This is a genomic window from Paenibacillus alkalitolerans, from assembly GCF_016482785.1.
Classification (GTDB): domain Bacteria; phylum Bacillota; class Bacilli; order Paenibacillales; family YIM-B00363; genus Paenibacillus_AE; species Paenibacillus_AE alkalitolerans.
This window is the reverse complement of sequence record NZ_JAEMXM010000004.1, coordinates 45,184-67,898: the sequence shown is the minus strand read 5'-3', so window position 1 is coordinate 67,898 and position 22,715 is coordinate 45,184. Positions and strand designations below refer to the sequence as shown.

The following is a 22,715-nucleotide window of genomic DNA, read 5'->3' as shown; positions in this document are numbered from 1 at the left end:
CTTCTACCTTTCTATGTCCGTCCTTCCCTCTATTGTAGCCAAACCGCGGTCCCCTTACAAAATACGATTTTGTTTGCGCGACTATATGCCGGTTTCCGCTTATCCGGCTTGTATGCGGAATTGCGAGACGAGCGCCTTCATCCGCTTCGCCATTTCCGTCAATTCCTCCGCGTTGGAGGCGATTTCCTCCATCGAAGCCAACTGTTGTTCGGTGGCGGCGGATACGTTTTGCGTGCCGGCCGTCGTTTCTTGAGCCACTAGAGCGATGCCGCGGATCAGCTCCGACAACCGGTTTACGTTAGCCGCCATGCGTTCCATTGACGATCCCGTCTGTTCGACGCCGACGGAAACTTCATTCAAACCGCTCCGGATTTTTTCAAACGATATTTCCGCCGTCGACATGGAGGCGACGCCTTCCGATACTTCCGCCCGCGTCTGTTCCATTACGTCAGCCGCGCGGTCCGTTTCTTCGCCGATGTATCCGATCAGTTCGGTCACAAGCTTGGAAGCGGCCTCCGATTGTTCGGCAAGCTTGCGCACTTCACCGGCGACTACGGCGAAGCCCCGCCCGTGTTCGCCGGCTCTGGCGGCTTCAATCGAGGCATTGAGCGCCAGCAAGTTCGTTTGGGTGGAAATGTCCGTAATGGTTCGGGCCATCTCCCCGATTTGACCGGAGCGTTCGCTCAACCGTTCCAGCGTTTGCCCTAACGCATCCACCGCCCTGCGAATCGATTGCATCTGTATCGAAGCCGCGCTCATAAGGGCCGCCCCTTCTACCGCTTCTTTCCCGGACATCTCCGTAAATCCGGCCAAACGCTGCGATTCTGCCGCCACGTCCTCCGCCGCCGCGCTAACCGTATCGATCGCCTTAACGCATTCGTCCACACTGTTATGCTGTCTTTCCGTTCCGTTCGAAACATCCTCCATCGTAGCGGCAATATGCTCGCTCGCCTGACTCGTCTGCGACGAGCTCGCCGTTAATTGCTGCGAGAAGGACAGCACATGGTCCGACGAGGACTGCAATTCCGCTACCGCGGCGCGCCACTTTTCGGCCATCCGGTTCATCCCGTCCGCCAAGCGGCCGAATTCGTCCGTTGACCGGCTCACAATCGATTCTCCGGTCAGATCGCCGTCCGCCATTCTTCCGATCATCTCCACGGTTTGCCGGAGCGTGCCGGCAACGCTGCGCGTAAGCAGCGCCCCTACGGCTATAACCGCTGCGGTCAATATCGCGATTGCGGCCGCCGTCCAGGCATCGATCCGCCTCTTCGACTCCTCTATCGATCGGATGGTTTCGACAGCGTACGAGTCGATGATCGCCTCCACCAAATCCAGGCTGTCCCTCGCTTTCATGACACTCTCGTCCAACGCCTCAAGCCGGCTTACGGCCGACGCTTGATCGGTAATTTTTCCGGATGCAAGCTCTTTTTCATACGCCGCGCTATCTTGCACCCATTGCTCGAAGTGGAGGAAGAAAGTGTCCAGATGTTCGAATGCGTTCATCGGAGATTCTTGCAAGCGAATGGCTTCCAGCCGCTCCCGCTGCGCTTCGAGAATCGTCCGGGCTTGTCCGACCCGCTCTTTCGTTTGTCCGGCGTTCTCTTCAAACGACTCCCGCCATTGCCCGGACTTCGCGCCGTCAGCCGAAACGTATAGGAGCGTACGCTGGGCGGTAAGCGCTTGGTACAAATCGCGGTCCGCATTCAGCAGCAAATTGTTTGCTTGATACGCCTCTTCATATAGCGTTTGAATGAGGCGGTCCGACGCCATCTTGTTGTAAATCATAAGTCCCACCCCGCTTGCTATGAGGGCAACGATCGGCACCGTCAGAAGTAGGACAAGTTTCATAGAAAATCGTAAGCGCTTCCACATATGTATTCTCCTTGCCTTATAGTTAATCTGATTAACAGTGTAGCGATTGGCGGACGAATAAACAATGAACATTGGCGCGTTTGAAATTTTCGAGCAGTCACTAACTCCGGTTACAGCGCTCATTTTCGGCACGCTGCGCCCTCCTAACCGGAGTAACTCCGGTTACAGCGCTCATTTTCCGCCTGCTGCGCCCTCCTACCCGGAGTAACTCCGGGTACAGCGCTCATTTGCGGCACGCTCCGCCCTCCTAACCGGAGTAACCCCGGTTACAGCGCTCATTTTCCGCCTGCTGCGCCCTCCTACCCGGAGTAACTCCGGGTACAGCGCTCATTTGCGGCACGCTCCGCCCTCCTAACCGGAGTAACTCCGGTTACAGCGCTCATTTTCGGCACGCTCCGCCCTCCTAACCGGACTAACTCCGGTTACAGCGCTCATTTTCGACTACTAGCGCCCTCCTAACCGGAGTAACTCCGGTTCCAGCGCTCATTTTCGACTACTAGCGCCCTCCTAACCGGAGTAACTCCGGTTCCAGCGCTCATTTTCGACTACTAGCGCCCTCCTAACCGGAGTAACTCCGGTTCCAGCGCTCATTTTCGACTACTAGCGCCCTCCTAACCGGAGTAACTCCGGTTCCAGCGCTCATTTTCGACTACTAGCGCCCTCCTAACCGGAGTAACTCCGGTTCCAGCGCTCATTTTCGACTACTAGCGCCCTCCTAACCGGAGTAACTCCGGTTACAGCGCTCATTTTCGGCTACCTGCGCCGTCCTAACCGGAGTAACTCCGGTTACAGCGCTCATTTTCGACTACTTGCGCCCTCCTAACCGGAGTAACTCCGGTTACAGCGCTCATTTTCGGCTACCTGCGCCCTCCTAACCGGAGTAACTCCGGTTCCAGCGCTCATTTTCGACTACTTGCGCCCTCCTAACCGGAGGAACTCCGGTTACAGCGCTCATTTTCAGCCTGCTGCGCCCTCCTCACCGGACTAACTCCGGTTACAGCGCTCATTGTCGGCCTGCTGCGCCCTCCTAACCGGACTAACTCCGGTTACAGCGCGCGGTGAAACGTAGGCTACAACGGGAACACAACTCCATTATCAGCGTTTAATGTGTAAACGTGAATTCGCTGCACGCCAACCGGGGAAAACACCTTTCTGTTCACTAATTCTTTCATAAGTTTCCTAGCAGGCTTGTCAGTTATGGACAGAAGTTTCATGACCTGCGAAAGATTAATCGCAGATCCCTGAGAAAGCGCAAGTTTTACAATTTCTCTTTCCTGTAGATTCAGTTCAAACGGGGAGGCCGGCGAGATCGTCCAACGCCCCATCCAATGCTTCAGAAGATGCTGGCATTCCAGCGGTTTCTTCTTTACGTCGTCGAATGAAAAGCGAATCACGTTCCAGCCTAGGATCTCCAATCCGGGATCCCGTCTGCGTTCATCGGAAAAGTCCCAGCGAGATATATCTCTCAGATGCGGCCCGTATCCGTCCACTTCCATATCAACCAAAAGAGGATAACGGACCAGCGCCTCGTCTAAAAAACGAGTTTTTCCAGCAAAATCAATAACCTCATATTCGGGATGGACATGTTCGAGCGAGCCGTAAAGCGGCCACCAAATATTGCGTAAAAATAGCTTCTCAGGGTAATCTTCATTCCCCTGCTCGTCTTTCTTCTCGGATTTCTCAACGAGACGCCGCTTTCGCTCGCCCGAACTCTGATTAAGGTGCCTGGAAAACCAGCTCTCATAAGCCTGATCGAACGTCACATTCATCTCCTCCAAATAGACCGCAAAAACAAAAACGCCGCCAACCCTTGCTAAGGGTGAGCGGCGCATGCTTTGCGCGTTATAACAAATTTATTAAATTATAACATACTCAACCGGTTTGGGCGAGCAGCTTTTTAATTTCAGCATATAGATCGTCGGGCGACGCGGCGCATAAGTACGATCCCTTGCCGACCTTGGCGATGGCCCCTTTCTTGCAAGAACCGCACCGGCCTAGGCAATCTTTCTTCTTCTGCTTTACATCCGGAAACTCTTGCTTTAACGATTTATACACGGTTTTGCCTTCGCACCGCTTTAAGTTTTTGCAGCAATAATTGATCTTCATGCCGTCTATTCTCCCGTACCTTATCGCTGCTAACAGAAGGACATTGAAGCAGCAGCCCTGTAAGGCAGTATAACTAACAATGATTTTACTGATAACGATTCTCATTGTCAATGAAAATTTATTGCAAAATGGACAGACGCTCGGGAACAGTGTGGAGAATGATCTGCCACCACCGCCAATCACCGACTTTCAGCACGAACAAACGCCGTTATTATGCACAATTGTGTTGCTGAAAGTCGGTGATTGAACATAGCGAATCCTTTATGCTAACACTTACCTCATAATCCACCCTCGCCGCTAATCGCCCCTCCCCCAAATACGAACTAACTCTCCCTCCGGACATTGCAAATCCCGCCGATAAAGTCTACGATCAACTTAACCAAAATGTGCACGGAACAGGAGAGATTTGGAATGCCGCCGGAAACGTTCCATCCGACCATAAAAGAGTGGTTTCGCCGTTCGTTCGGACAGCCGACGGACGTGCAAACAAAAGCATGGGATGCGATCCTCACAGGCGCACACACGTTGATCGCCGCTCCGACCGGATCCGGCAAGACGCTGGCCGCGCTGCTTCCCGGTCTTGATTCCATAGTAAAAAACAAATTGCGCCAGGGCGCCGGTGCCGGTGTAAAACTGTTATACATAACGCCCCTTAAAGCATTGAATAACGACATTCACCATCACATCGTCGGTTTCGCATCGCGGCTGAACGACATTGCGAACGACACGGGCTGCAGCGACTGGCCCGGCATCACCGCCGCGGTAAGAACCGGAGACACGCCCCAAAGCACGCGCGTCTCGATGCTCAAGCGTCCGCCGGACATGCTCGTCACGACGCCCGAGTCGCTCTATCTGCTGCTTCTGTCGGAGAAGAGCCGCGATATACTGAAGACGGTCACGCACATCATAGTCGACGAAATACACGATCTTGCGCCCGATAAACGCGGAGCTCATCTCAGCCTGTCGCTGGAACGATTGGCGGAGCTGTGCTCATTGTATACCGACGGCCGCGGACCGCAGCGCATCGGCGTGTCCGCCACGCAAAAGCCGCTTGAAACCGCAGCGCAATTTCTTGCAGGGTGGAACGACGCCAACGAGCCGCGCAAAACTGTAATTGTAGAGAGCACAATGGACAAAACGTTCGACGTGCTCCTCACCATGCCCGATCCGACCGTACCGGCGCAAGACCGGGACGCGGTGTGGCTGTCGCTGACCAACCGCCTGATGCAGCTGATGGGGGATGCCCGCACGGCCCTCATCTTCGTCAATAACCGCCGTCTTTGCGAGCGCCTCGTCATCCGCCTCAACGACCGTTTCGGGCAAGGATTCGCCCGCTCCCACCACGGCAGCGTGTCGAAGGAGCAGCGGCTCGAAGCCGAACGCATGCTGAAAGCGGGCGAACTCCGGTGCCTCATAGCCACTTCATCGCTTGAGCTCGGCATCGACGTCGGCCACATCGAGCTTGTGCTGCAGATCGACTCGCCGGGAAGCGCCGCTTCCGGCATTCAGCGCATCGGCCGCGCCGGTCACGGCGTCGGCGACGTCAGCGTCGGGCGGATCGTCGTGCGATCGCGAACCCAGCTTCCGGAAGCCGCCGTGCTGTGCCGGCTCATCCGCACGCGCGATATCGAGCCGATCCGGCTGCCGGACGCTCCGCTCGACGTGCTCGCGCAGCAGCTGACGGCGATGGCGGCCGTTGAAGATACGGACGCGGCACGCATCGAATCGATCGTGCGCCGAAGCGCGGTCTACCGCAGCCTCACGCGAAGCGCACTGGAGAGCATTCTCGGCATGCTGTCAGGCTATTATCCGTTCGTCCGCCCGGTGCTCGACTGGAACCGCGATACCGGCGCCGTCACGGGCAGAAGCAATACGCGCATGGCCGCCGTAATGGGAACCGGAACGATTCCGTCCAACGCGAATTACCCCGTCTATCACGCGGACTCACGCATACAGCTCGGCGATCTGGAAGAAGAGTTCGTTCACGAATCGAGAGTCGGAGACGTGTTTCAGCTTGGCGCGCATTCGTGGATGATCCGTGAAATCAAACAAGACCGCGTCATCGTCAACGAAACCGTCAACCGCTTCAGCGAAATACCGTTCTGGCGGGGAGGCGGCGGCGGTCGGTCTTTCTCGCTGGGCGAACGGATCGGCCGTTTCGTGGAGCAGCTTCAAGAGCGAATCGAACGAAACGAGTCCGATGAAGAAACGATCGAATGGCTGCATGACGAATACGGCATGGACTCGCTCGCAGCGGAGGAAACCGTCGATCTTGTCCGGCGTCAAAACGCCGTCTCCCGCATGCCGACCCACCGGACGGTCGTCGTCGAAATGTATCGCGACATTACGAATCAGACGCATCTTGTCATACATAATTACTGGGGGCGGCGAGTCAACCTTGCGTGGCTCATGGCGCTGCAGCACGAATGGGCGAACGTTCTCCCCTACGTTCCTTACGGCAACGCAAAGGACAACGGTATCGAAATCATCTTCAAAGACTGGGAGTCGTCTTGGATTCACCGGCTGTGGAACGTCACCCCCGACAAAGCGAAAAACGCGCTGATCGAAACCGTGCCCTCCTCAGCCATGTTTGCCGGCACGTTTCGCCGGATGGCGGAAACCGCGCTGCTGCTCCAGCGGGGCTTCGCCCGAGTTCCGTCGTGGCAGAAGCGGGTCCGGGCCGAGGAGCTTCTGCGGGAATCGCTGCCTTTTGCTTCGGAGTTTCCATTGTTCCGCGCCGCGCTGGACGAATGCTTGACCGAGCATCTGGACTTGGACAGCTTGCAGCTTTCGCTGCAGCGGCTTCTGGACGGCGATACCGCTCTCGTCACCGTGGAGAGCGATGCGCCCTCTCCCCTCGCGGCGCAATTCGCGATCGATTACGTCGGACAGATGATGTATGAAGGCGACGCGCCGAGTGCGGACCTGCAGCGGCAGCTCATCGGCGTAAGCCGGGAGCTAGCCGGCAGCGTGTTCGGCGACGACACGGGCCGGCGCATCGAGCCCGAAATCGTGGAAGCCGAGAAGAAGCGGTTGGAACTGGCCGGGACGACCGGAAATAAGGCGGATGAGCTTGTTACGCTGCTAAAAAGGCGAGGAGATTTAAACATACAGCAGCTGACGGCATGGGCCGGAAATGAAACAAACGGCTGGCTCGATCAAATGGAAAGAGAGCATCGCATCGTTCCCGTCACAATTGCGGGAGAAACCCGTTGGATCGTCAGAGACGAATCCGACACCTATGAACGGTTCCCTCGCGACGATCTGTCGGTAATGTTTGTGCTGCTGCGCTGGATCGATCAGCAAATCGCCTTTACGGAAGAAGATTTGCGGAGCCGGTACGCATTGAACGGCGATTTCACGCAAAAGTGGATGAGGCGTTGGAAAGAAGAAGAGAGAATCGTGCCTGCGCCGTTCGCCGAACCTGGGGAGACGACGCTTTGGTCCAGCGGCAAGGTTGCCTCCCGCATCGTCCGGATGTCGCTCTCTTCGGTCCGCGATGCGGCAAAGCGCGTGCCGGCACAACGGTGGGTACGGCACCTACTTGCCAAGCACGGTCTGGCCGTTGTGCCTCCTCTTGCCGGAGCCGATGCGTTGAAGCGCGTGATCGGGCTGCTGCAAGGGCTCTTCCTTCCGGTCTCCCAATGGGAGAGCGTCGTTCTTCCCGCCCGGCTGCCGGGATTCCGCAAGGAAGATCTCGACTACCTGTGCGCGTCGGGCGAGCTCGTCTGGGTAGGCCGGAAACCGCACGGGGAGAAAGAAGGCCGCATCGCCTTCTTCTTAGCGGAGAACGCGGCGCTGCCCGGCGCGCTCCCGCAGCCCGCGGACGACCCGGCCCACCCGGAACTGCTCGCGCTGCTGCGCGAACGCGGAGCGTCGTTCTTGACGCGGCTGTCCGCAGACGCCGGCCTCCCTCCTTCGGAGCTTCTTCCGAAGCTGATCGACCTTGTCTGGGAAGGGCGCGTCGCCAACGACAGCTTCGCTCCGATCCGCAACTTCCTGCTCGCCAAGGGCAAGCTGAATCCGAAGCTCGGATCGGGTCTCGGCCGCTGGTACGCAATCGAGCGAGACGCCGGCCATGTGCCTGCCGACGAATGCGCGCTCGCTTGGGCGCGCCAGCTGCTGCAAAGCCACGGCATGCTTACGAAAGACATCGTAGCTCACTACGCTCCATATGGTTGGGACGAGCTGCTGCCCGTATTGAAGCGGCTTGAGGAATGGGGCATGCTCGTGCGCGGCTTGTTTGTCGACGGCGTCCCGGCATTGCAGTTCATGGAGCGCGAAACGATAGAGTCCATCCGCAGGACGGGGGAATCCGCAGCTTCTTCCGAGTCGGCTGACGTCGTCATCATCAGCGCCGCCGATCCGGCGAACCCATACGGCATCGTGCTGCCTTGGCCCGATCTTAAAGGCGCAAACTTCGCCCGAAAGCCCGGCAATCAGTTGATTATTCAAGGCGGATCTTGGGCGTATTGGTTCGAATCGAACGGCAAGCATATCGTCCGGCTCGCCGAAGCAGGTCCGGAGCTCGATCTGCTGCCCGTGTTCCGCCAGCTTATCCGCCGCAACGGCCTGAAACGCATCGTGATCGACACTTGGAACGGTCGGAAGGCGGCCGAAGCATCGGACGCCCTTCCGCTTGTCGAACGGGGCGCCGAACGCGACCGCGGCTCGCTGGTCATCTGGCCGAGTACGCTGAATTGACGAAAGTGCCCTGCGTATAGGGTCAATAATTCACCCTATTGCCGTTACAGCAACAAAAAAGCGAGCAGGCAATGAACCGCTTCCTGCTCGCTTCGTTACTTCGATTCCTCGGCAAAACTCTCCGACTCTCTTTTCTGCACTAACGCCAACAACAGATCTACGCTCGACAAACGCTCTCCGGGTATGGCTCGGTCCGCGTCTTTCGCGTCTTTTGCCACCCTGCCTTCTTCGATCAACCGGTTCACTTCATACAATAACATTTCAAACTGTTCCCCCTTGTATTATCTTCCATCTATTCCTCATTATATTGTAGAACCGTCAATCCTATGTAAAAGGAAAGTGAAAGCCGTGTTAAAAATCCGTTGCGAAATTGTGAACGAACCCGGCTGCCGCCGTTTTTTGAGGCTATATAAAGATGTGATAAAGTGATAAAAAGATGATATTGCAAAAAATGGAGAAGTGCGGAATGGCAAACGAGAAAACGTTCAAAGGCAAAAAAGTACATAGCACAAACGAGAGAAGCGGCAAAAGAACGGACAAACCCGCGGTGACCCAAGCTGAGGCTGACCGGTTAAAGGCCGGGGACACCGTCGTCGTAACGATCAAACGGCTCGGAATTAACGGCGAAGGCGTCGGCTATTATCGGCGCAAGACGATGTTCGTGAACGGCGCTTTGCCTGGAGAAGTCGTCAAAGCGCGGGTGACGAGAGCCGAACCGAACCTGCTGTACGGTACCGCGATAGAGGTGGAGCGTCCTTCCCCCGATCGCGCGAAAGCGTTTTGCCCCATATACGAGGAGTGCGGCGGCTGCCAGTTGCAGCATATGTCCTATTCGGGCCAGCTGCGGGAGAAGGAAGAGATTGTGCGGGAGGCGTTTTACCGGTATGCGGGTCTTCGCTCGGAAGACGTTCCGCTGTCTCCGATCATCGGGATGGACGAGCCTCAAGCGTACCGCAACAAAGCTCAGCTGCAACTGGGCAAAACCGGCGAGGCCGTGCTCGCCGGACTGTATTCGCCCGGTTCGCGACGCCTGATCGACATTACCGGCTGCCCGGTGCAGCACGGGAAAGTGAACCATGTGCTGCGCACGGTCAAAGACATACTTGCTTCCCTTCGCGTCCCGATCGCGGATCCGGCCAAGTTTCGCTCGGGACCGGCTGCGGAGCCGGAGTACGGCGAATTTGCGGTGCGCGCCCCCTCCTCCTCTCTGCCGGCTTCCAGTCATACGCATAAATCGGGCGGCTCGTCGCTGCGCACCGTGGTCGCGCGCGCGTCGTTCGCCACGGGAGCGGTGCAGCTGACGTTCGTCACCACGGGAAATGAGTTCCCGTCGGAGAGGGTCCTCGTGCGCGAGGTGCGCACGCGACTGCCTGACGTTGTGTCGATCGCCCACAACGTCAACTCCGCCGACACGCCGCTCGTGTTCGGCGAGAAGACGCGCGTCGTCTGGGGCGACGAGCGTATGGAGGAACGTCTGGGCAGCTTGACGTTCGAGCTCTCTCCGCGCGCGTTCTTCCAGCTGAACCCCGTGCAGACGGTTCGGCTGTACGACGCGGCGAAAGCCGCTGCGGCGCTCACCGGCGCCGAAACGGTCGTCGACGCCTACTGCGGCGTCGGAACGATCTCGCTGTGGCTTGCGGACACAGCGAAAGAAGTGCGCGGCATCGAGGCGGTGCCCGAAGCCGTGGAGGACGCCCGCCGCAACGCGCGGCGCAATAACATCGCCAACGCCTCGTTTCACGCCGGCTTGGCGGAGGAGCTGCTCCCGCAATGGGCCCATGCGGGCTTCAAACCCGACGTAGCCGTCGTCGACCCGCCGCGCTCCGGCTGCGACCGGCGGCTGCTCGACGCGCTCACGCGCACGAAGCCGAAACGCATCGTCTACGTTTCGTGCAACCCCGCCACCTTGGCCAAGGACGTCAAGGTGCTGCTGGACGGGGGCTACACGCTCGCCTCCGTCCAACCGGTCGACATGTTCCCGCACACGGCGCATGTAGAGTGCGTAACCGAATTGAAGCGGACCGACACGTAGAATGATGCAAGCAGAAAGGAGCGCCCTTGCATGAATAAGATCCTCATCGTTGAAGACGATATCGAAATCAACCAACTCATAACGAAATATTTGAAAAAAGAGGGCTTCGACATTCACTCGGCTTATGACGGAAAGGAAGCGCTCTCCTATATTTCCAATCACGAATACCAGCTTGCGATTTTAGATCTGATGCTACCGCACATAGAGGGACACGAAGTGCTGCGTAACATCCGGGAAAAGAAGACGATCCCCGTTATTATTTTGTCGGCGAAAGACAGAGAGATGGATAAAATCATGGGATTGGAGCTTGGGGCCGACGATTACATAACCAAACCGTTCACAATCGGCGAGCTAATTGCTAGAGTGAAGGCTCAGCTTCGCCGCTATACGGAATTTAATTCCGACGCTTCCGGCTCCGAGGCCGTGATCCTCAAGCATGGAGAATTGGAGCTGAATTTGAACACATTCGAAGTGACTGTCGCAGGACGGATCAAGACTTTGACGGCAAAGGAATTCGGCATATTAAAGCTGTTTCTAGCCAATCCCGCCCGTGTATTCACTAAATCGCAAATTTTCGAAAGCGTTTGGCGGGAAGAAAGCATATCCGACGATAACACCGTTATGGTTCACATCAACAGGCTGCGGGCGAAAATAGAGAAAGACCCGTCAAATCCGGTATATATTCAAACGGTGTGGGGATTCGGCTATAAGCTCGGCGAGGGGTGATAAGCGTGTTGGCTCTGATTCTCGTAATCATCCTAATCTTACTTTGTTGTTTTATCTTTCTCCAACACCGCCATTTGATTAATGAAATAAACAGGATAACTCAGACAACGGAAGAAATCCGAACAGGCAATCATAACCTGCGTTACCGGCTGCATGCCCCGCATAGAACTATCGAGAACTTAGGCGGAGAATTAAACCGTCTGATCGATTACTTTCAACAGACGTTCGAGCGTACCCAATTTTTAGAGGAGGAACGCAAGCGAATGATCGCCAGCATTTCTCACGACCTGCGCACTCCGCTGACCTCTTTGCTGGGATATATTGAAGCAATGCGATGCGACCATTCACTTACCGACGAAGAAAAACACAAATTTATCGAAATAGCCGCCGACAAAGGCAACGCTTTGCTTGAAAGACTTCAGGAATTTTTCGAACTGGCGAAATCGGAAGCCGATGATTCGCAACCCGAGCTTCATAAAGTCAACGTAACAGACTTTATCCAGGAAGTTTTGCTCGGGTTTTATCCGGAATTTCAGAAAGCCGCGATTACGCCCGCGATTCACATCCCTGATTTTCCTTGCTTTGTCATGGCCGACCGTGCACAGCTGCGCCGTGTATTGGAGAACCTTTTGTCCAATGCGTTGCGTTACGGTCAGGAAGGTAAAGAGATCGGCATTGCCGTTCGGGAGGAGACGGATTTTGTTTGGGTGGATATATGGGATCGCGGCCAAGGAATACCTGCACAAGACTTGCCCCGGGTTTTCGAGCGCTTTTATACGGGTGAGACTTCAAGAAACGCCTCCCTCCGAGGCACGGGCTTGGGACTTACCATTGCGAAGAACTTGGTCGAAAAACAAGGCGGCCGGATTACCGTATCCAGCAAGCCGGGCGAGATAACCGTATTTTCATTTGGGCTCAACAAAGGCTGACCGGCTTGAAAATTAAGATCTTTGTTAGAAATATTAAAAAGGCATGTTAGATCGCGGCTGTATATTGGACTTCAAAAGGAGGAAGTCAAATGAGAGAATTTGAAGCCGCGTTGCTTGTTATGAACTTGCTTGCCTTGTTTGTAGGCCCAAGCAGAAAACTGTCCAAGTCCGTTTTGTTAGGAATCGCAGGTCTGAACGGCGTTATGCTTTGCCTTCACGGCGTAATCGAAGGATTCCGCTATCAAATGATGTTCGCCTACATGTTTGTCCTTCTGTTTGCTGTTTACGCTGCAGTAAAAGCAAAGATCCGATTTTCGGAAACCAAATTCACCAAAATCCTCAAGGGAACCGCCGTCGGCATGTCCGCCCTGCTCCTTGCCGCCACGTCTCTTGCGGCTTACGCCCTTCCCGTGTTCAAGCTCCCTGCACCCACAGGAGATTATGCCGTCGGCGTTCAATACGTTTACCTTACTGATGAAACGCGTGAAGAGCCTTTCTTGGACGGATCGACGGCCAGGAGGGAGCTGCCGGTCAAAATATATTATCCGGCAATCGAAGATAAAACTAAGCCGTATACCGCATATTTTCACGATTCTCCTGCGCTTATAGAAGCATTCGCTTCGGGCTATCAAATGCCCGCCGGCATATTCAGCCATTTGCGGCTCGTCAAGACGCATTCGCGCGAAGGGCCGGCAGTGTCCGATCAACAGGCGAGCTATCCGCTCATATTATTTTCCCACGGCGGCGGTACGACAATGGAAGTGCATACGTCCCAATGCGAGGATTTGGCAAGTCACGGATACATTGTAGCTGCCATAAACCATACCTATGTATCGTCGGCAACCGAGCTTCCCGGCAGAATCGTCACGGATCGGGATGCGACGGTACACTTTGAAGGCGACCCGCTAGCGAGCGTAACACAAATCATGGCGGACGACGTCAGCTTCGTAATCGATAAGCTAACTGAAATGAACGACGGGAAGACGGATTCCATATTTGAAAGCAAACTCAATCTGGAGCAGGTCGGTGTCGTCGGTCATTCGCTGGGCGGAGCGGCGGCGTATAACCTGGCGCTCAACGAAAGCAGAGTAAAAGCCGCGATAAATTTGGATGGCGCCGTTTATATCGCTCGCGGCACGAAGCCGATCGCTCCTTTTGTCATGCTGGCGAATGACGAGTACGGTCTTGAGGCGATTATGAAAGGCGAGCCGTTCATGATAAAGCTGGAAGATATGCCTGCCGAAGAACGGGAAGCCGTCGCATCGGCTTATGGAGGCAAAGAAGCCTATATGGACATTTATAAGAAACAGGAACAAGCCATGACCGGACTTGCCGAAACTTTAAAAGCATCCGACAGCTTATACGTAATCGAAGGCAGCGCGCATATGAAATTCACCGATATCGGACTTTATATAGGCGCCGGGTTCCACCGCTTCATAGGAATTAATGGGGACACTTCATCCGAAGAATGTCTGGACATTGCAAAATCCGTGACATTGGCATTTTTCAACCGGCAATTGAAGAATGAAACCCGGGATTCGTTGGAATCCGTGCTTCGCAAATATCCGAAACTGCAAAAAGCCAGTCGGATGTAAAGCAGCTGCAATATTCAACGAGGAGGTTTGCTTGTGAGCTGCATTTTGCGGACCCATCATCTGACGAAACGTTATGGCGAAACAGCGGTTGTCAACGACGTGAATATGACGGTTAAAGCCGGCGATATTTACGGCTTCTTGGGAGCCAACGGCGCGGGGAAAACGACGACGCTTCGGTTGATTACGGGGCTTATTCGTCCGTCGGCGGGAGATATCGAATTATTTGGCGCTCCAGTGCTCGGGAACAAAAAGAAAGTGTTGGAGCGTATCGGATCCATCATTGAGCATCCGGGGTTCTATCTGAATCTGAACGCAAAGGACAATTTGGAAATCCACCGCCGTCTGATGGGCATGGGCAACAAAGAATGCATAGACGATATTTTAGCTGCCGTCGGATTGCTTGATGCAAAGAAGCAAGCGGTTAAAAATTATTCGTTAGGAATGAAACAGCGGCTTGGAATTGCCCGTGCCCTGCTTCATCATCCCGAGCTGCTCATATTGGACGAGCCGACAACCGGTCTGGATCCCGGGGGAATCAAAGAAATACGGCAGCTCTTTTTGGAGCTTGCCAACAAACGAGGCATCACATTTTTGATATCCAGTCATTTGTTAAGCGAAATCGAACAGTTGGCGAATAAAATCGGCATCATCCATAAAGGAAGTTTACTTGAAGAAATAGACCGCGAAACCTTGCGGAAGAAGACCCGCCACTATATCGAAATTAAGGTGACCGACGAACGGAAAGCCGCGTTTATTTTGGAACAAAAGCTGGCAACCACCGACTATGTCGCAGCCGGCTCCGGCGTCCTGCGCGTGTACGAGCATCTTGAGCAGCCGGACCGGATCAGTTTTACACTGGCAAACAACGGGGTCGGCGTCAAAGAGATGGTGCTGTCGGGAGACAGCCTCGAGGACTATTTTCTTAAGCTGACAGGGGGCGAAAGATTTGCTTAACGTTTTCCTGACTGAAATAATGAAATTAAAGAACACGAAGATTCATTGGCTCGTTCTTCTTGGCGCAATACCGGCGAACCTGATCACTTTGTCAACGTTCTTGCCGAAAGTTTTGCCCGAGGGCACCCCTATAGGAATTGACTTGCAAGACATGTTTTATCGGCAAGGGATGGCGGTCACCATTTTGGCGCCGTTCATGTTCGCCTTAATGACAGGCTATATTATCTCGCGCGAATATCAGGAACGCACCATCAATCAACTGTTTTCCTATCCCATCCCGAGATTCAGGATTCTCGCTGCAAAACTGGCAACCGTGTTTTTGCTGATCGTAATCACCTCAGCCATATCGTGCGTTTCGGTAACTGTTACCGGACTTATATCGTCTTTCACTCAGCAAAGCGATTTCGCAATCTTTTGGTCGGGAATCCGAATGAATATTTTGGCTTGCCTGCTTTCGTTCGGCACCGTACCAGTGGCAGCAGCTCTAAGCATGGTTGGCAAAAGCGTTATACCTTCGGCAGTATTGGGAGTATTCGCAACCGTCGTCACCCTGATTGGAGAAATGGGACACAGCATGGACAGTGTACTTTTTCCGTGGCTTATGCCTTATTGGCCGGTTCGGGAGCTGGCTCAAGGCTTGGCGCAAACCGGCCCAAACCCTTACGTATGGCCCGGAACGGTAATTCTTGCAACAACCTTTGTTGTGTCACTTATTTTCTGCATCGTTTATTACGAAAGAGCGGACATCCGCAGCGGTTCTTGAAACATCGTATAAACGACAGCATGAGAGGCCGAACCGGCCTCTTTTTTATCGTTTTTGCTTATGATATCGTCTGCAAAATTTGTGCGATTTCTTTCTCAATAACGGAATCGTCACAGCTGTCAAGGTATTCAGGTTTAATCAGCTGATACTTCTTCATCTTGTAAAAATCAACGAGCGCTTGCTTCAAAGTCAGATCGTATTGTATGGAAAACAACGGTTCCATGATGCGCCGAAGGACGGCATCGTCTTGAACCATGAAAAGCACAGCATTCAATCGATTAAATATCCCCCGCTCCATACCGGATTCAAAAAAATCCTGCAGGTTTTTATTGCGAATTTGTTGGGCCGCCGCAAGATTTTCATATAGGTCGGGATACGAATCTTTAAGATCCTGCAAAAACATATCCGATACATAAATTACGCATTTCAATGATTGTTCGTACGTTTTCTGGAAACGTTCGATGAAAGAGACGGAATCATCCTTCACAATGGTGTCGGCCTCAAGCAAGTATCCGGTATAATGCTCCACAACCGCCCCGATCACTTCGTCTTTGGATGAAAAATGCTTATAGAGCGTCACTTTGCTTATATCCATATACTTCGCTATATCATCTATCTTTAATTGACTAAATTTGATTTTTCTTAATACAGGTTTAATTTTCTCAATGTATCTCTCTGCGCTTACCGCTTTTCTCACTAAGAGGAGCCTCCCTTGCCGGTCTTAAAAACATTATATCGTATTTGCGGATATGCCAAACAATATTTATAAAACATAATATCTTTACTAATTTAATTAAATTAGTTTACTTTATTAATCCCGCGTTGTATAATTTTCCTGTACCTGCTAAACCCGAGGGAGGAAAAAAGATGAAAACCATTTTAATCACAGGCGCTTCTTCCGGTATAGGAAGAGCAACGGCAAATTATTTTTCAGAGCAAGGATGGAATGTGATCGCAACGATGCGCACTCCGGAGAAGGAAACGGAATTGAATCGACGGGAGCGCGTATTGGTCACGAAGTTGGATGTCGTGGAAAAGGATACGGTTCAAGACGCTATTTCCAAAGGCATTGAACATTTCGGCAAAATTGACGTTCTGCTGAACAACGCCGGTTACGCGGCATTCGGCGCATTTGAAGCTGCGTCCGACCGGCAGGTTAGAAGGCAATTTGATGTAAACGTGTTCGGCGTCCTGCATACGATCCAATCCATTCTCCCCCATTTCAGAAAAAACAATAAAGGCATGATCATTAACATTTCATCCGTCGCCGGAAGAGCAGCCTTTCCGCTTCTATCCCTGTATCATGCAAGCAAATGGGCGATTGAAGGGTTTTCGGAATCGCTCTTCTATGAACTTGCAGCTCTAAATATCAAGGTGAAAGTTGTCGAACCCGGAAATGTCGCAACGGATTTTACCGGCCGGTCGCTCGATTTCATAACGGATGATTCCTTGGAAGTATACAGAGCTTATACTGAAACGGTAATGAAAAAGCAAATGGAGCTTTTTCAAACGAACGTCTCCTCCCCCGGTCTGATTGCTAAGACGATTTACGAAGCCGCTGTCGATCCGTCGAACCGCTTTCGATACGTTGCCGGAGAAGACGCTAAATTTCTGATGAAGACGAGAGCAGAAAACTCCGATGACAATTTTATGGCCTTTATTGCAAACAGCTTTCGTTGAAGTAAAGCGCGCAGCCATCCCCGCGTCCGCAGCGGTATTTTTTGCCGCTATACAAGACAATGCAATTTTCTCCACTCTCTAGTGGCAACTTTTGCCTCTGTAGAAGTGGCTAACTGTAGTTTGCGTACAATCCGTCGAATGCAGAGGTACTTTTTGCCGCTACGGTCCAACGAATATCCGAACTCGTTCCCCAGCGGCAACTTTTGCCGCTTCATTCACCTCATCAATCGGCACAAAGAAGCCCGATCAGCCATAAGAGGCTAATCGGGCTCGTTCTTTTTCCTCCGGCTTATTTGCCTCTCGCCTGCCTCGGCCACCGAACCGGTTCGACCCGCTCGATCATCGTATGGAATACTACTCCCCACTGATTTTCGTTCAATGTGCAGACCGGTTTATTCCGGTGGATCCCCAAGCTGCCGAACAAACGCTTCATCTGGGGCGGGGTAAAAATGCCCGCGAAAGCCGCATGCACCGGTAATTCCGGAACCTTCAGCGAATACCCGGCCAACGCCGCAAACCGATACAGCTGACGCGGCTCGATGATGGAAACCTTCCTCCTCTTCACCGAGAAAACGGCAGCCTCCACGCTCGGAGGCGGAGAGAACCGGTCTCTGTATACGGGCGCAACCAACTCCAACCGAAACGCCATCCGCCATACTAAAATGCGGGGATTTTTGACGGGATTGTCGGTGAACCGTTTGGCCGCACCTTTTTCCAGGATTAGCACAGCGCTCTGAAAACCATGGCATGTCGGATCGAGAAGCTTCTCCAGAATCGGCGTCGTAATCGCGAACGGGATGTTCGAAACGACGCAGAACGGTTCTTTTGGGAGCCGTATTTCCAGCAAATTTTTCTCTATAACGGTTACATTGGGATGCTCCTCCGACTTTACTCGAAGTATCGCTGCAAGCGCCGGATCATTTTCGACTGCGAGAACTTTGCCCGCTTTCCTAGCCAGAGAAAAGGTGATAAAACCTTTACCCGCTCCTAAATCCAGTACTGTATCCGTGGGACGAATGCCCGCGTGCCGGATCATTTCCCGCACAACCCGTTTGTCATGCAAGAAATGCTTTCCGGAGAAATTGGGCTGACCGGACGCGCGGGACCCCTCCCGCTTCAGGCACCGTTTATATTGTTTTTTCATGAAATGAGAGTCCTCCGTGTTCATTTATCCTGAGTCCCTCTGTACACAGACAGAGACTTTGAGCATGATTACAACGACAAGCGCAAAGTTCTTAACCGGATAAAATGTTGTGCCACACGAAACTCTCCTTTCATGAATTTGCCAACCAGGCCTTACGTTTGAACCACGAACTTCCGATGCTTCACATAATCGACCTTTTTGCATTCCAGCGTCAGTTTCGTACCGTTCTCCACATAGCTGGTGGCCAGGACTTGCGCATGGTTATTGAAATAAGCGAGCAGCCTTCCTTGATCGAACGGAATCAACATCTCGCATTGAACATAATCGTGAAAGATGCGTTCGCGGATCAGCCCGGCCAGCTCATCGATCCCGACATGTTGTTTGGCGGACATGTACACACAGTTGTTTTGAACAAACGGCAATTCCAGATCAGCCCTTACCTCCGCCTTGTTGTAGGCATAGACAACGGGAATCCCGTCAGCACCCAATTCCTTCAGCGTCTCTTTGGTGACGGCAATCATCCGCTCATAGCCGGGATTGGAATAATCGACGACATGAACGAGCAAATCCGCTTCCGACACTTCTTCCAAGGTGGAACGGAAAGCCTTAATCAGATAGTGGGGCAGCTTGCTGATAAATCCTACAGTATCGGTTAACAGGAACATTTTGCGATCGGGCAGTTCGATGCTTCTTACCGATGTTTCCAGGGTAGCGAACAGCATGTCTTTCGCAAACACTTGCTTATCGCCCGACGGACTGAATGCGTCAAGCACGGCGTTCATGATCGTCGATTTCCCCGTGTTCGTATATCCGACCAAGCAGACGACGGGCACATCGTTTCTCTTGCGCCGTTTCCTCTGAATCTGACGCTGGGATACGAGAGCTTCCAGCTCCTTGTTCAATGCGACAATCTTTTCTTCAATCCGTCTTCGGTTCAGCTCGAGCTTCGTTTCGCCGGATCCCCGGTTTTTCGTGCCTACACCGCCCCGTTGACGTCCTAACGATTCCTTAAGACCGACCAGACGCGGGAGCATGTACTGCAGCCGGGCGATTTCCACTTGAAGCTGGGCTTCTCTTGTTTTGGCGCGCTCCGCGAAAATATCGAGCACCAGCAGCGTCCGATCGATCACCTTGCATTCCAACGCCGCCTCCAGATTGCGGATTTGGGACGGGGACAGCTCGTCGTTGAAAATCGCCATCTGCGCATCGTGCTGCTTCAACATCGCCGAAAGCTCCTGCACTTTGCCGGTTCCGATGTAATGCGAGGCGTTCACGCGGTTCATCCTTTGCGTAACTTCGCCGACGGTCTCCACGCCGCACGCCGCCGCCAGATTGCGCAGTTCCTCCATCGAATACTGAAATTGATGCTCATCGTTTAAGTCGACGCCGACGATGACGGCGGTTTGTTTTGGTTCCATCATAGTTGAATCGTCCTCCTTCGTTAGATAACACAAAAAAACACAGGCGTCTGCCTGTGTTTTGGATGTTCCGATATTTCACGACAAAATAAATGAACTTAAAACCGCACGTAAAGACGATGGATCAAACCATCATAATACGAGGGGGTCCAAACGGTTCATTCATCCGTTATGAAATGTTAGGGTTACCGTGTGATCGGGCATACCTATCCGGTGTCCTCTGCCACAGGCAGAGCTTTCGCGCTATTCAATTAGCCGCGCAAAGACCTAATCCGGATAGAATGCAACATACGTAACCCTCCGTTCCTCAAATGTAAGCCGATCATAACATAACCGTTTCTGTCATTCAATGGAATGGGTCGGTAAAGTTTGATTATAGCCGATCTTTCCGTCTGCTCATTCGCCGTTTATTTCACAATGATTTTATCGGATATTTGAATATGAAACGGGATCAATCGAACAATTTATCAATCCATAGGGATCTTCATCTTTCGAGCGCGCTTTTGCTTACCTGCCGCTTGGCACAGTAAAACCGATCATGCCGTTGGGGATGGCGTCCAATTCCGAAACTTGCATGCAATAGATATAAGTAAATGCCACCTCGTTCGAAAAATGTAAGCACACATACTCACTATCATTTACCATACATTGAATCTCGTTTCTTCTGTCCATGAACAACCGGTTCGCTTCCCGAATTCCCTTAACGTTTTGAAATGAAGACGTTACAGCGACTCCGACGAAATTTTTCCGTTCCAGACTAGCGATTTGAACATAATTGTCGCTCATTATCACATTATCCGTCGGATGCCCCTCCTTATTGCCTCTAATTACTTTCACCAAGCAAGCAATTTGTCGCACCGAATGTTATGAACATGAGCGAACTGTTTGGCGGGAGTGCCTCCGCCTCGTTTGGACAACGTGCATGCCATGCCTTCGTCGCTGATCCGGTCAATCAGAAAAAGACTGATCCGATTGTTCGTGTTCCATGTTTCCGCCAACTGCTCGGTCCAATTGATTTGCTCCATTTTTTACAAGTCTCCTTTGTCTATTTATTCGTTCGAGAGACACTGCATCTTCTCATTGTAAACCATCTTCACTGACAATATCGGTCACTCAACGTTTCAACTTCACTGACCGCGGATGTCAGTGAAGTCTTTTTATTATTAAACATGCAGATTAATGAGTGATTTGGGAGGAATACGCATGTTTGTGAAAATCGGAGATTTTATTTCGGAATGGTCCCGGGAGGCCGAGCTTACGGAGAAAGTGCTGGATGCATTGACCGATGAGTCGTTGGAGCATAGGATCGGAGGGGAATACCGGAAGTTGGGACAGATCGCTTGGCACTTGGCGAAGTCGATTGAGTATATGTCAATGATGGGACTTTCATTTGAAGGATCCGGCAAAGACGATCATGCCCCCGCATCGGCCGCTTACATTGCGCAAGAATATCGCCGCCTCAGCCGTTCCATGCTGCAAGCAATGGAGACGCAATGGACGGACGCAACGCTGCAAGAATCAATGTAAATTAACGGCGAAGATTGGACTAACGGCGCTTCATTGAGATTTATGATTTTGCATCAAGCGCACCACCGCGGGCAAATGACCGTGCTCATGCGCCAGGCCGGATTGCGCGTACCCGATGTGTATGGTCCGACATTTGATGATTGGATCGATAAAGGACAGCAACCTCTGGTTTGATTTTCTGCGGCGCTATTGTCATGATAGAGTTAAACCCGTGGAGAAGGCAGGTATAGGCGAACTATGTCCAAAGCGGATAACATGCTTTCCATCCTATGGCTGTTGAAGTCGGGCAAACGAATGACCGCTCAGCAGCTGGCGGATGAACTGGAGGTACATATTCGAACCGTATACCGCTGCATCGATTCGTTGTGCGCCAGCGGAGTTCCGATTATTGCGGACCCGGGGCATTACGGCGGGTACAGCATACTGGGCAATTTTGTAGAAGCGCCGTTATTTTTCGATATGGACGAGCAGAAGGCGCTTATTCACGCTTCCGTCTTCGCTAAAGAGGCGGGTTATCCATACACGGAAGCATTGAACCGGGCGATCGGCAAATTAAAGCGCTATACGAATGAAGAGCAGCTTGATCATATCGAGCGCCACGCCGACGGTGTGTCCGTCATACATCCGCCGGTTGATCCGGCTCAGCAATCTCTTCTTCAATTATTGGAAGACGCTGCGGCGAACGGCCGGTCGATGGAGATGGAATATAACAAGCGTCAAGAAACCGGTTCCCGCACGCGCGTCATCGATCCCTACGGCATTGTGTACTGGAAGGGCAGCTGGTATGTCGTCGCGTTTTGCCATCTTCGGAAGGAGGTGCGCAGCTTCCGCGCAGACCGAATCGCGCGTTTGGACGTGTCCGAACATCGTTTCGAACGGCCCTCCGATTTTTCCGCGAAACAATTTCTGATGAACAGTTTGCTTCCGGAGTCTCTTCATGCGGAGTCTCCGCTGACCGTAACGATACAAGGACACGAATACGCGCTTAACGAATTGTGCAAGCACTGGCTGTTCGGTCATGCGCTCGCGGAACGAACGGCCCGGGAGGCGCAATTCAAGCTGGGCGTGCAATCATTGTTATCCTACGTTCCGTATTTTCTTCTCCCATACGGAAAGTCGATAACGATTCTGGAGCCCGACATATTAATCGACAAGATGGCGGAGGTTGCTGCCGGGATGGCGGATCACTACCAAAGCATGCATAAAGGGGCCTTATAGGCCTCTTTATTGTTCGAAGGCGCGAAGGCCGATCCTCGCGTCTTCTT

Annotated in this window: 18 protein-coding genes and 2 pseudogenes; 11 read left to right on the top strand and 9 right to left on the bottom strand. The window is 52.9% G+C overall.

The features are described from left to right. Window positions 1-99: 99 nt before the first annotated feature. The 3 genes from JET16_RS08795 to JET16_RS08785 all read right to left on the bottom strand — a co-directional run bounded on the left by JET16_RS08795 (window position 100) and on the right by JET16_RS08785 (window position 3,978). The gene (locus JET16_RS08795) at window positions 100-1,872 is read right to left on the bottom strand and encodes a methyl-accepting chemotaxis protein (protein WP_199615461.1); all 1,773 of its coding nucleotides are present in this window, start codon (window positions 1,870-1,872) and stop codon (window positions 100-102) included. A 1,070-nt stretch (window positions 1,873-2,942) separates the two neighbouring features. Further along, a complete protein-coding gene (locus JET16_RS08790) occupies window positions 2,943-3,635 on the bottom strand; it encodes a DNA-binding response regulator (RefSeq protein ID WP_199615460.1) in 693 nt (230 codons plus the stop codon). 109 nt (window positions 3,636-3,744) lie between these two features. Next, window positions 3,745-3,978 carry a DUF1450 domain-containing protein gene (locus JET16_RS08785; protein ID WP_199615459.1) on the bottom strand — a complete coding sequence of 78 codons (234 nt, stop codon included), beginning with the start codon at window positions 3,976-3,978 and terminating at the stop codon, window positions 3,745-3,747. Between the two features lie 384 nt (window positions 3,979-4,362). On the opposite strand from JET16_RS08785, the pseudogene JET16_RS31070 reads away from it, so the two are divergent. Then, window positions 4,363-6,828, top strand: a pseudogene (locus JET16_RS31070) (DEAD/DEAH box helicase); the annotation flags it as partial. 522 nt (window positions 6,829-7,350) lie between these two features. After that, complete coding sequence (locus JET16_RS31240) at window positions 7,351-8,682, top strand: Lhr family helicase (RefSeq protein ID WP_456093979.1); 1,332 nt, start codon at window positions 7,351-7,353, stop codon at window positions 8,680-8,682. Window positions 8,683-8,777: 95 nt separating this feature from the next. Here JET16_RS31240 and JET16_RS08775 read toward each other — a convergent pair whose 3' ends face one another. After that, a complete protein-coding gene (locus tag JET16_RS08775) occupies window positions 8,778-8,942 on the bottom strand; it encodes a hypothetical protein (RefSeq protein ID WP_199615457.1) in 165 nt (54 codons plus the stop codon). Window positions 8,943-9,148: 206 nt separating this feature from the next. Here JET16_RS08775 and rlmD point away from each other — a divergent pair, with 206 nt between their 5' ends. The 6 genes from rlmD (at window position 9,149) to JET16_RS08745 (ending at window position 15,681) form a co-directional block, all read left to right on the top strand. After that, window positions 9,149-10,714, top strand: coding sequence for a 23S rRNA (uracil(1939)-C(5))-methyltransferase RlmD (rlmD, locus tag JET16_RS08770; RefSeq protein ID WP_233531299.1), 1,566 nt, complete (start codon window positions 9,149-9,151; stop codon window positions 10,712-10,714). Between the two features lie 30 nt (window positions 10,715-10,744). Further along, window positions 10,745-11,440, top strand: coding sequence for a response regulator transcription factor (locus JET16_RS08765; protein WP_199615455.1), 696 nt, complete (start codon window positions 10,745-10,747; stop codon window positions 11,438-11,440). 263 nt (window positions 11,441-11,703) lie between these two features. Beyond that, window positions 11,704-12,369, top strand: a complete 666-nt coding sequence (locus JET16_RS08760) for a sensor histidine kinase (protein ID WP_199615454.1) — start codon at window positions 11,704-11,706, stop codon at window positions 12,367-12,369. An 89-nt stretch (window positions 12,370-12,458) separates the two neighbouring features. Next, a complete protein-coding gene (locus JET16_RS08755) occupies window positions 12,459-13,964 on the top strand; it encodes an alpha/beta hydrolase family protein (protein WP_199615453.1) in 1,506 nt (501 codons plus the stop codon). A gap of 33 nt (window positions 13,965-13,997) precedes the next feature. After that, a complete protein-coding gene (locus JET16_RS08750) occupies window positions 13,998-14,918 on the top strand; it encodes an ABC transporter ATP-binding protein (protein WP_199615452.1) in 921 nt (306 codons plus the stop codon). Further along, window positions 14,911-15,681, top strand: a complete 771-nt coding sequence (locus JET16_RS08745) for an ABC transporter permease (RefSeq protein ID WP_199615451.1) — start codon at window positions 14,911-14,913, stop codon at window positions 15,679-15,681. The genes JET16_RS08750 and JET16_RS08745 overlap by 8 nt, the downstream gene beginning before the upstream one ends. A 58-nt stretch (window positions 15,682-15,739) precedes the next feature. On the opposite strand, the gene JET16_RS08740 is transcribed toward JET16_RS08745, so the two are convergent. Further along, entirely contained in the window at window positions 15,740-16,378 is a 639-nt protein-coding gene (locus JET16_RS08740) for a TetR/AcrR family transcriptional regulator (protein WP_199615450.1), read from the bottom strand. A gap of 170 nt (window positions 16,379-16,548) precedes the next feature. Between JET16_RS08740 and JET16_RS08735 the strand changes: the two genes are divergently transcribed. After that, the gene (locus JET16_RS08735; protein WP_199615449.1) at window positions 16,549-17,361 is read left to right on the top strand and encodes an SDR family oxidoreductase; all 813 of its coding nucleotides are present in this window, start codon (window positions 16,549-16,551) and stop codon (window positions 17,359-17,361) included. 289 nt (window positions 17,362-17,650) lie between these two features. Here JET16_RS08735 and erm read toward each other — a convergent pair whose 3' ends face one another. The 4 genes from erm to JET16_RS08715 form a co-directional block, all read right to left on the bottom strand. Beyond that, window positions 17,651-18,505 (bottom strand): 23S ribosomal RNA methyltransferase Erm, encoded by an 855-nt coding sequence (gene erm, locus JET16_RS08730; protein WP_199615448.1) that lies wholly within the window; start codon window positions 18,503-18,505, stop codon window positions 17,651-17,653. Between the two features lie 152 nt (window positions 18,506-18,657). Continuing rightward, the gene (gene hflX / locus JET16_RS08725) at window positions 18,658-19,926 is read right to left on the bottom strand and encodes a GTPase HflX (RefSeq protein WP_199615447.1); all 1,269 of its coding nucleotides are present in this window, start codon (window positions 19,924-19,926) and stop codon (window positions 18,658-18,660) included. A gap of 504 nt (window positions 19,927-20,430) precedes the next feature. Next, complete coding sequence (locus JET16_RS08720) at window positions 20,431-20,709, bottom strand: GyrI-like domain-containing protein (RefSeq protein ID WP_199615446.1); 279 nt, start codon at window positions 20,707-20,709, stop codon at window positions 20,431-20,433. Window positions 20,710-20,756: 47 nt separating this feature from the next. Continuing rightward, window positions 20,757-20,948: a hypothetical protein gene (locus tag JET16_RS08715; protein ID WP_199615445.1), complete on the bottom strand. Its 192-nt coding sequence runs from the start codon at window positions 20,946-20,948 to the stop codon at window positions 20,757-20,759. A gap of 154 nt (window positions 20,949-21,102) precedes the next feature. On the opposite strand from JET16_RS08715, the pseudogene JET16_RS08710 reads away from it, so the two are divergent. Both JET16_RS08710 and JET16_RS08705 read left to right on the top strand, forming a co-directional pair. Further along, window positions 21,103-21,624 (top strand): annotated as a pseudogene (locus tag JET16_RS08710) (DinB family protein). Between the two features lie 63 nt (window positions 21,625-21,687). Next, window positions 21,688-22,668, top strand: coding sequence for a helix-turn-helix transcriptional regulator (locus JET16_RS08705; RefSeq protein ID WP_199615444.1), 981 nt, complete (start codon window positions 21,688-21,690; stop codon window positions 22,666-22,668). Window positions 22,669-22,715 lie beyond the last annotated feature (47 nt).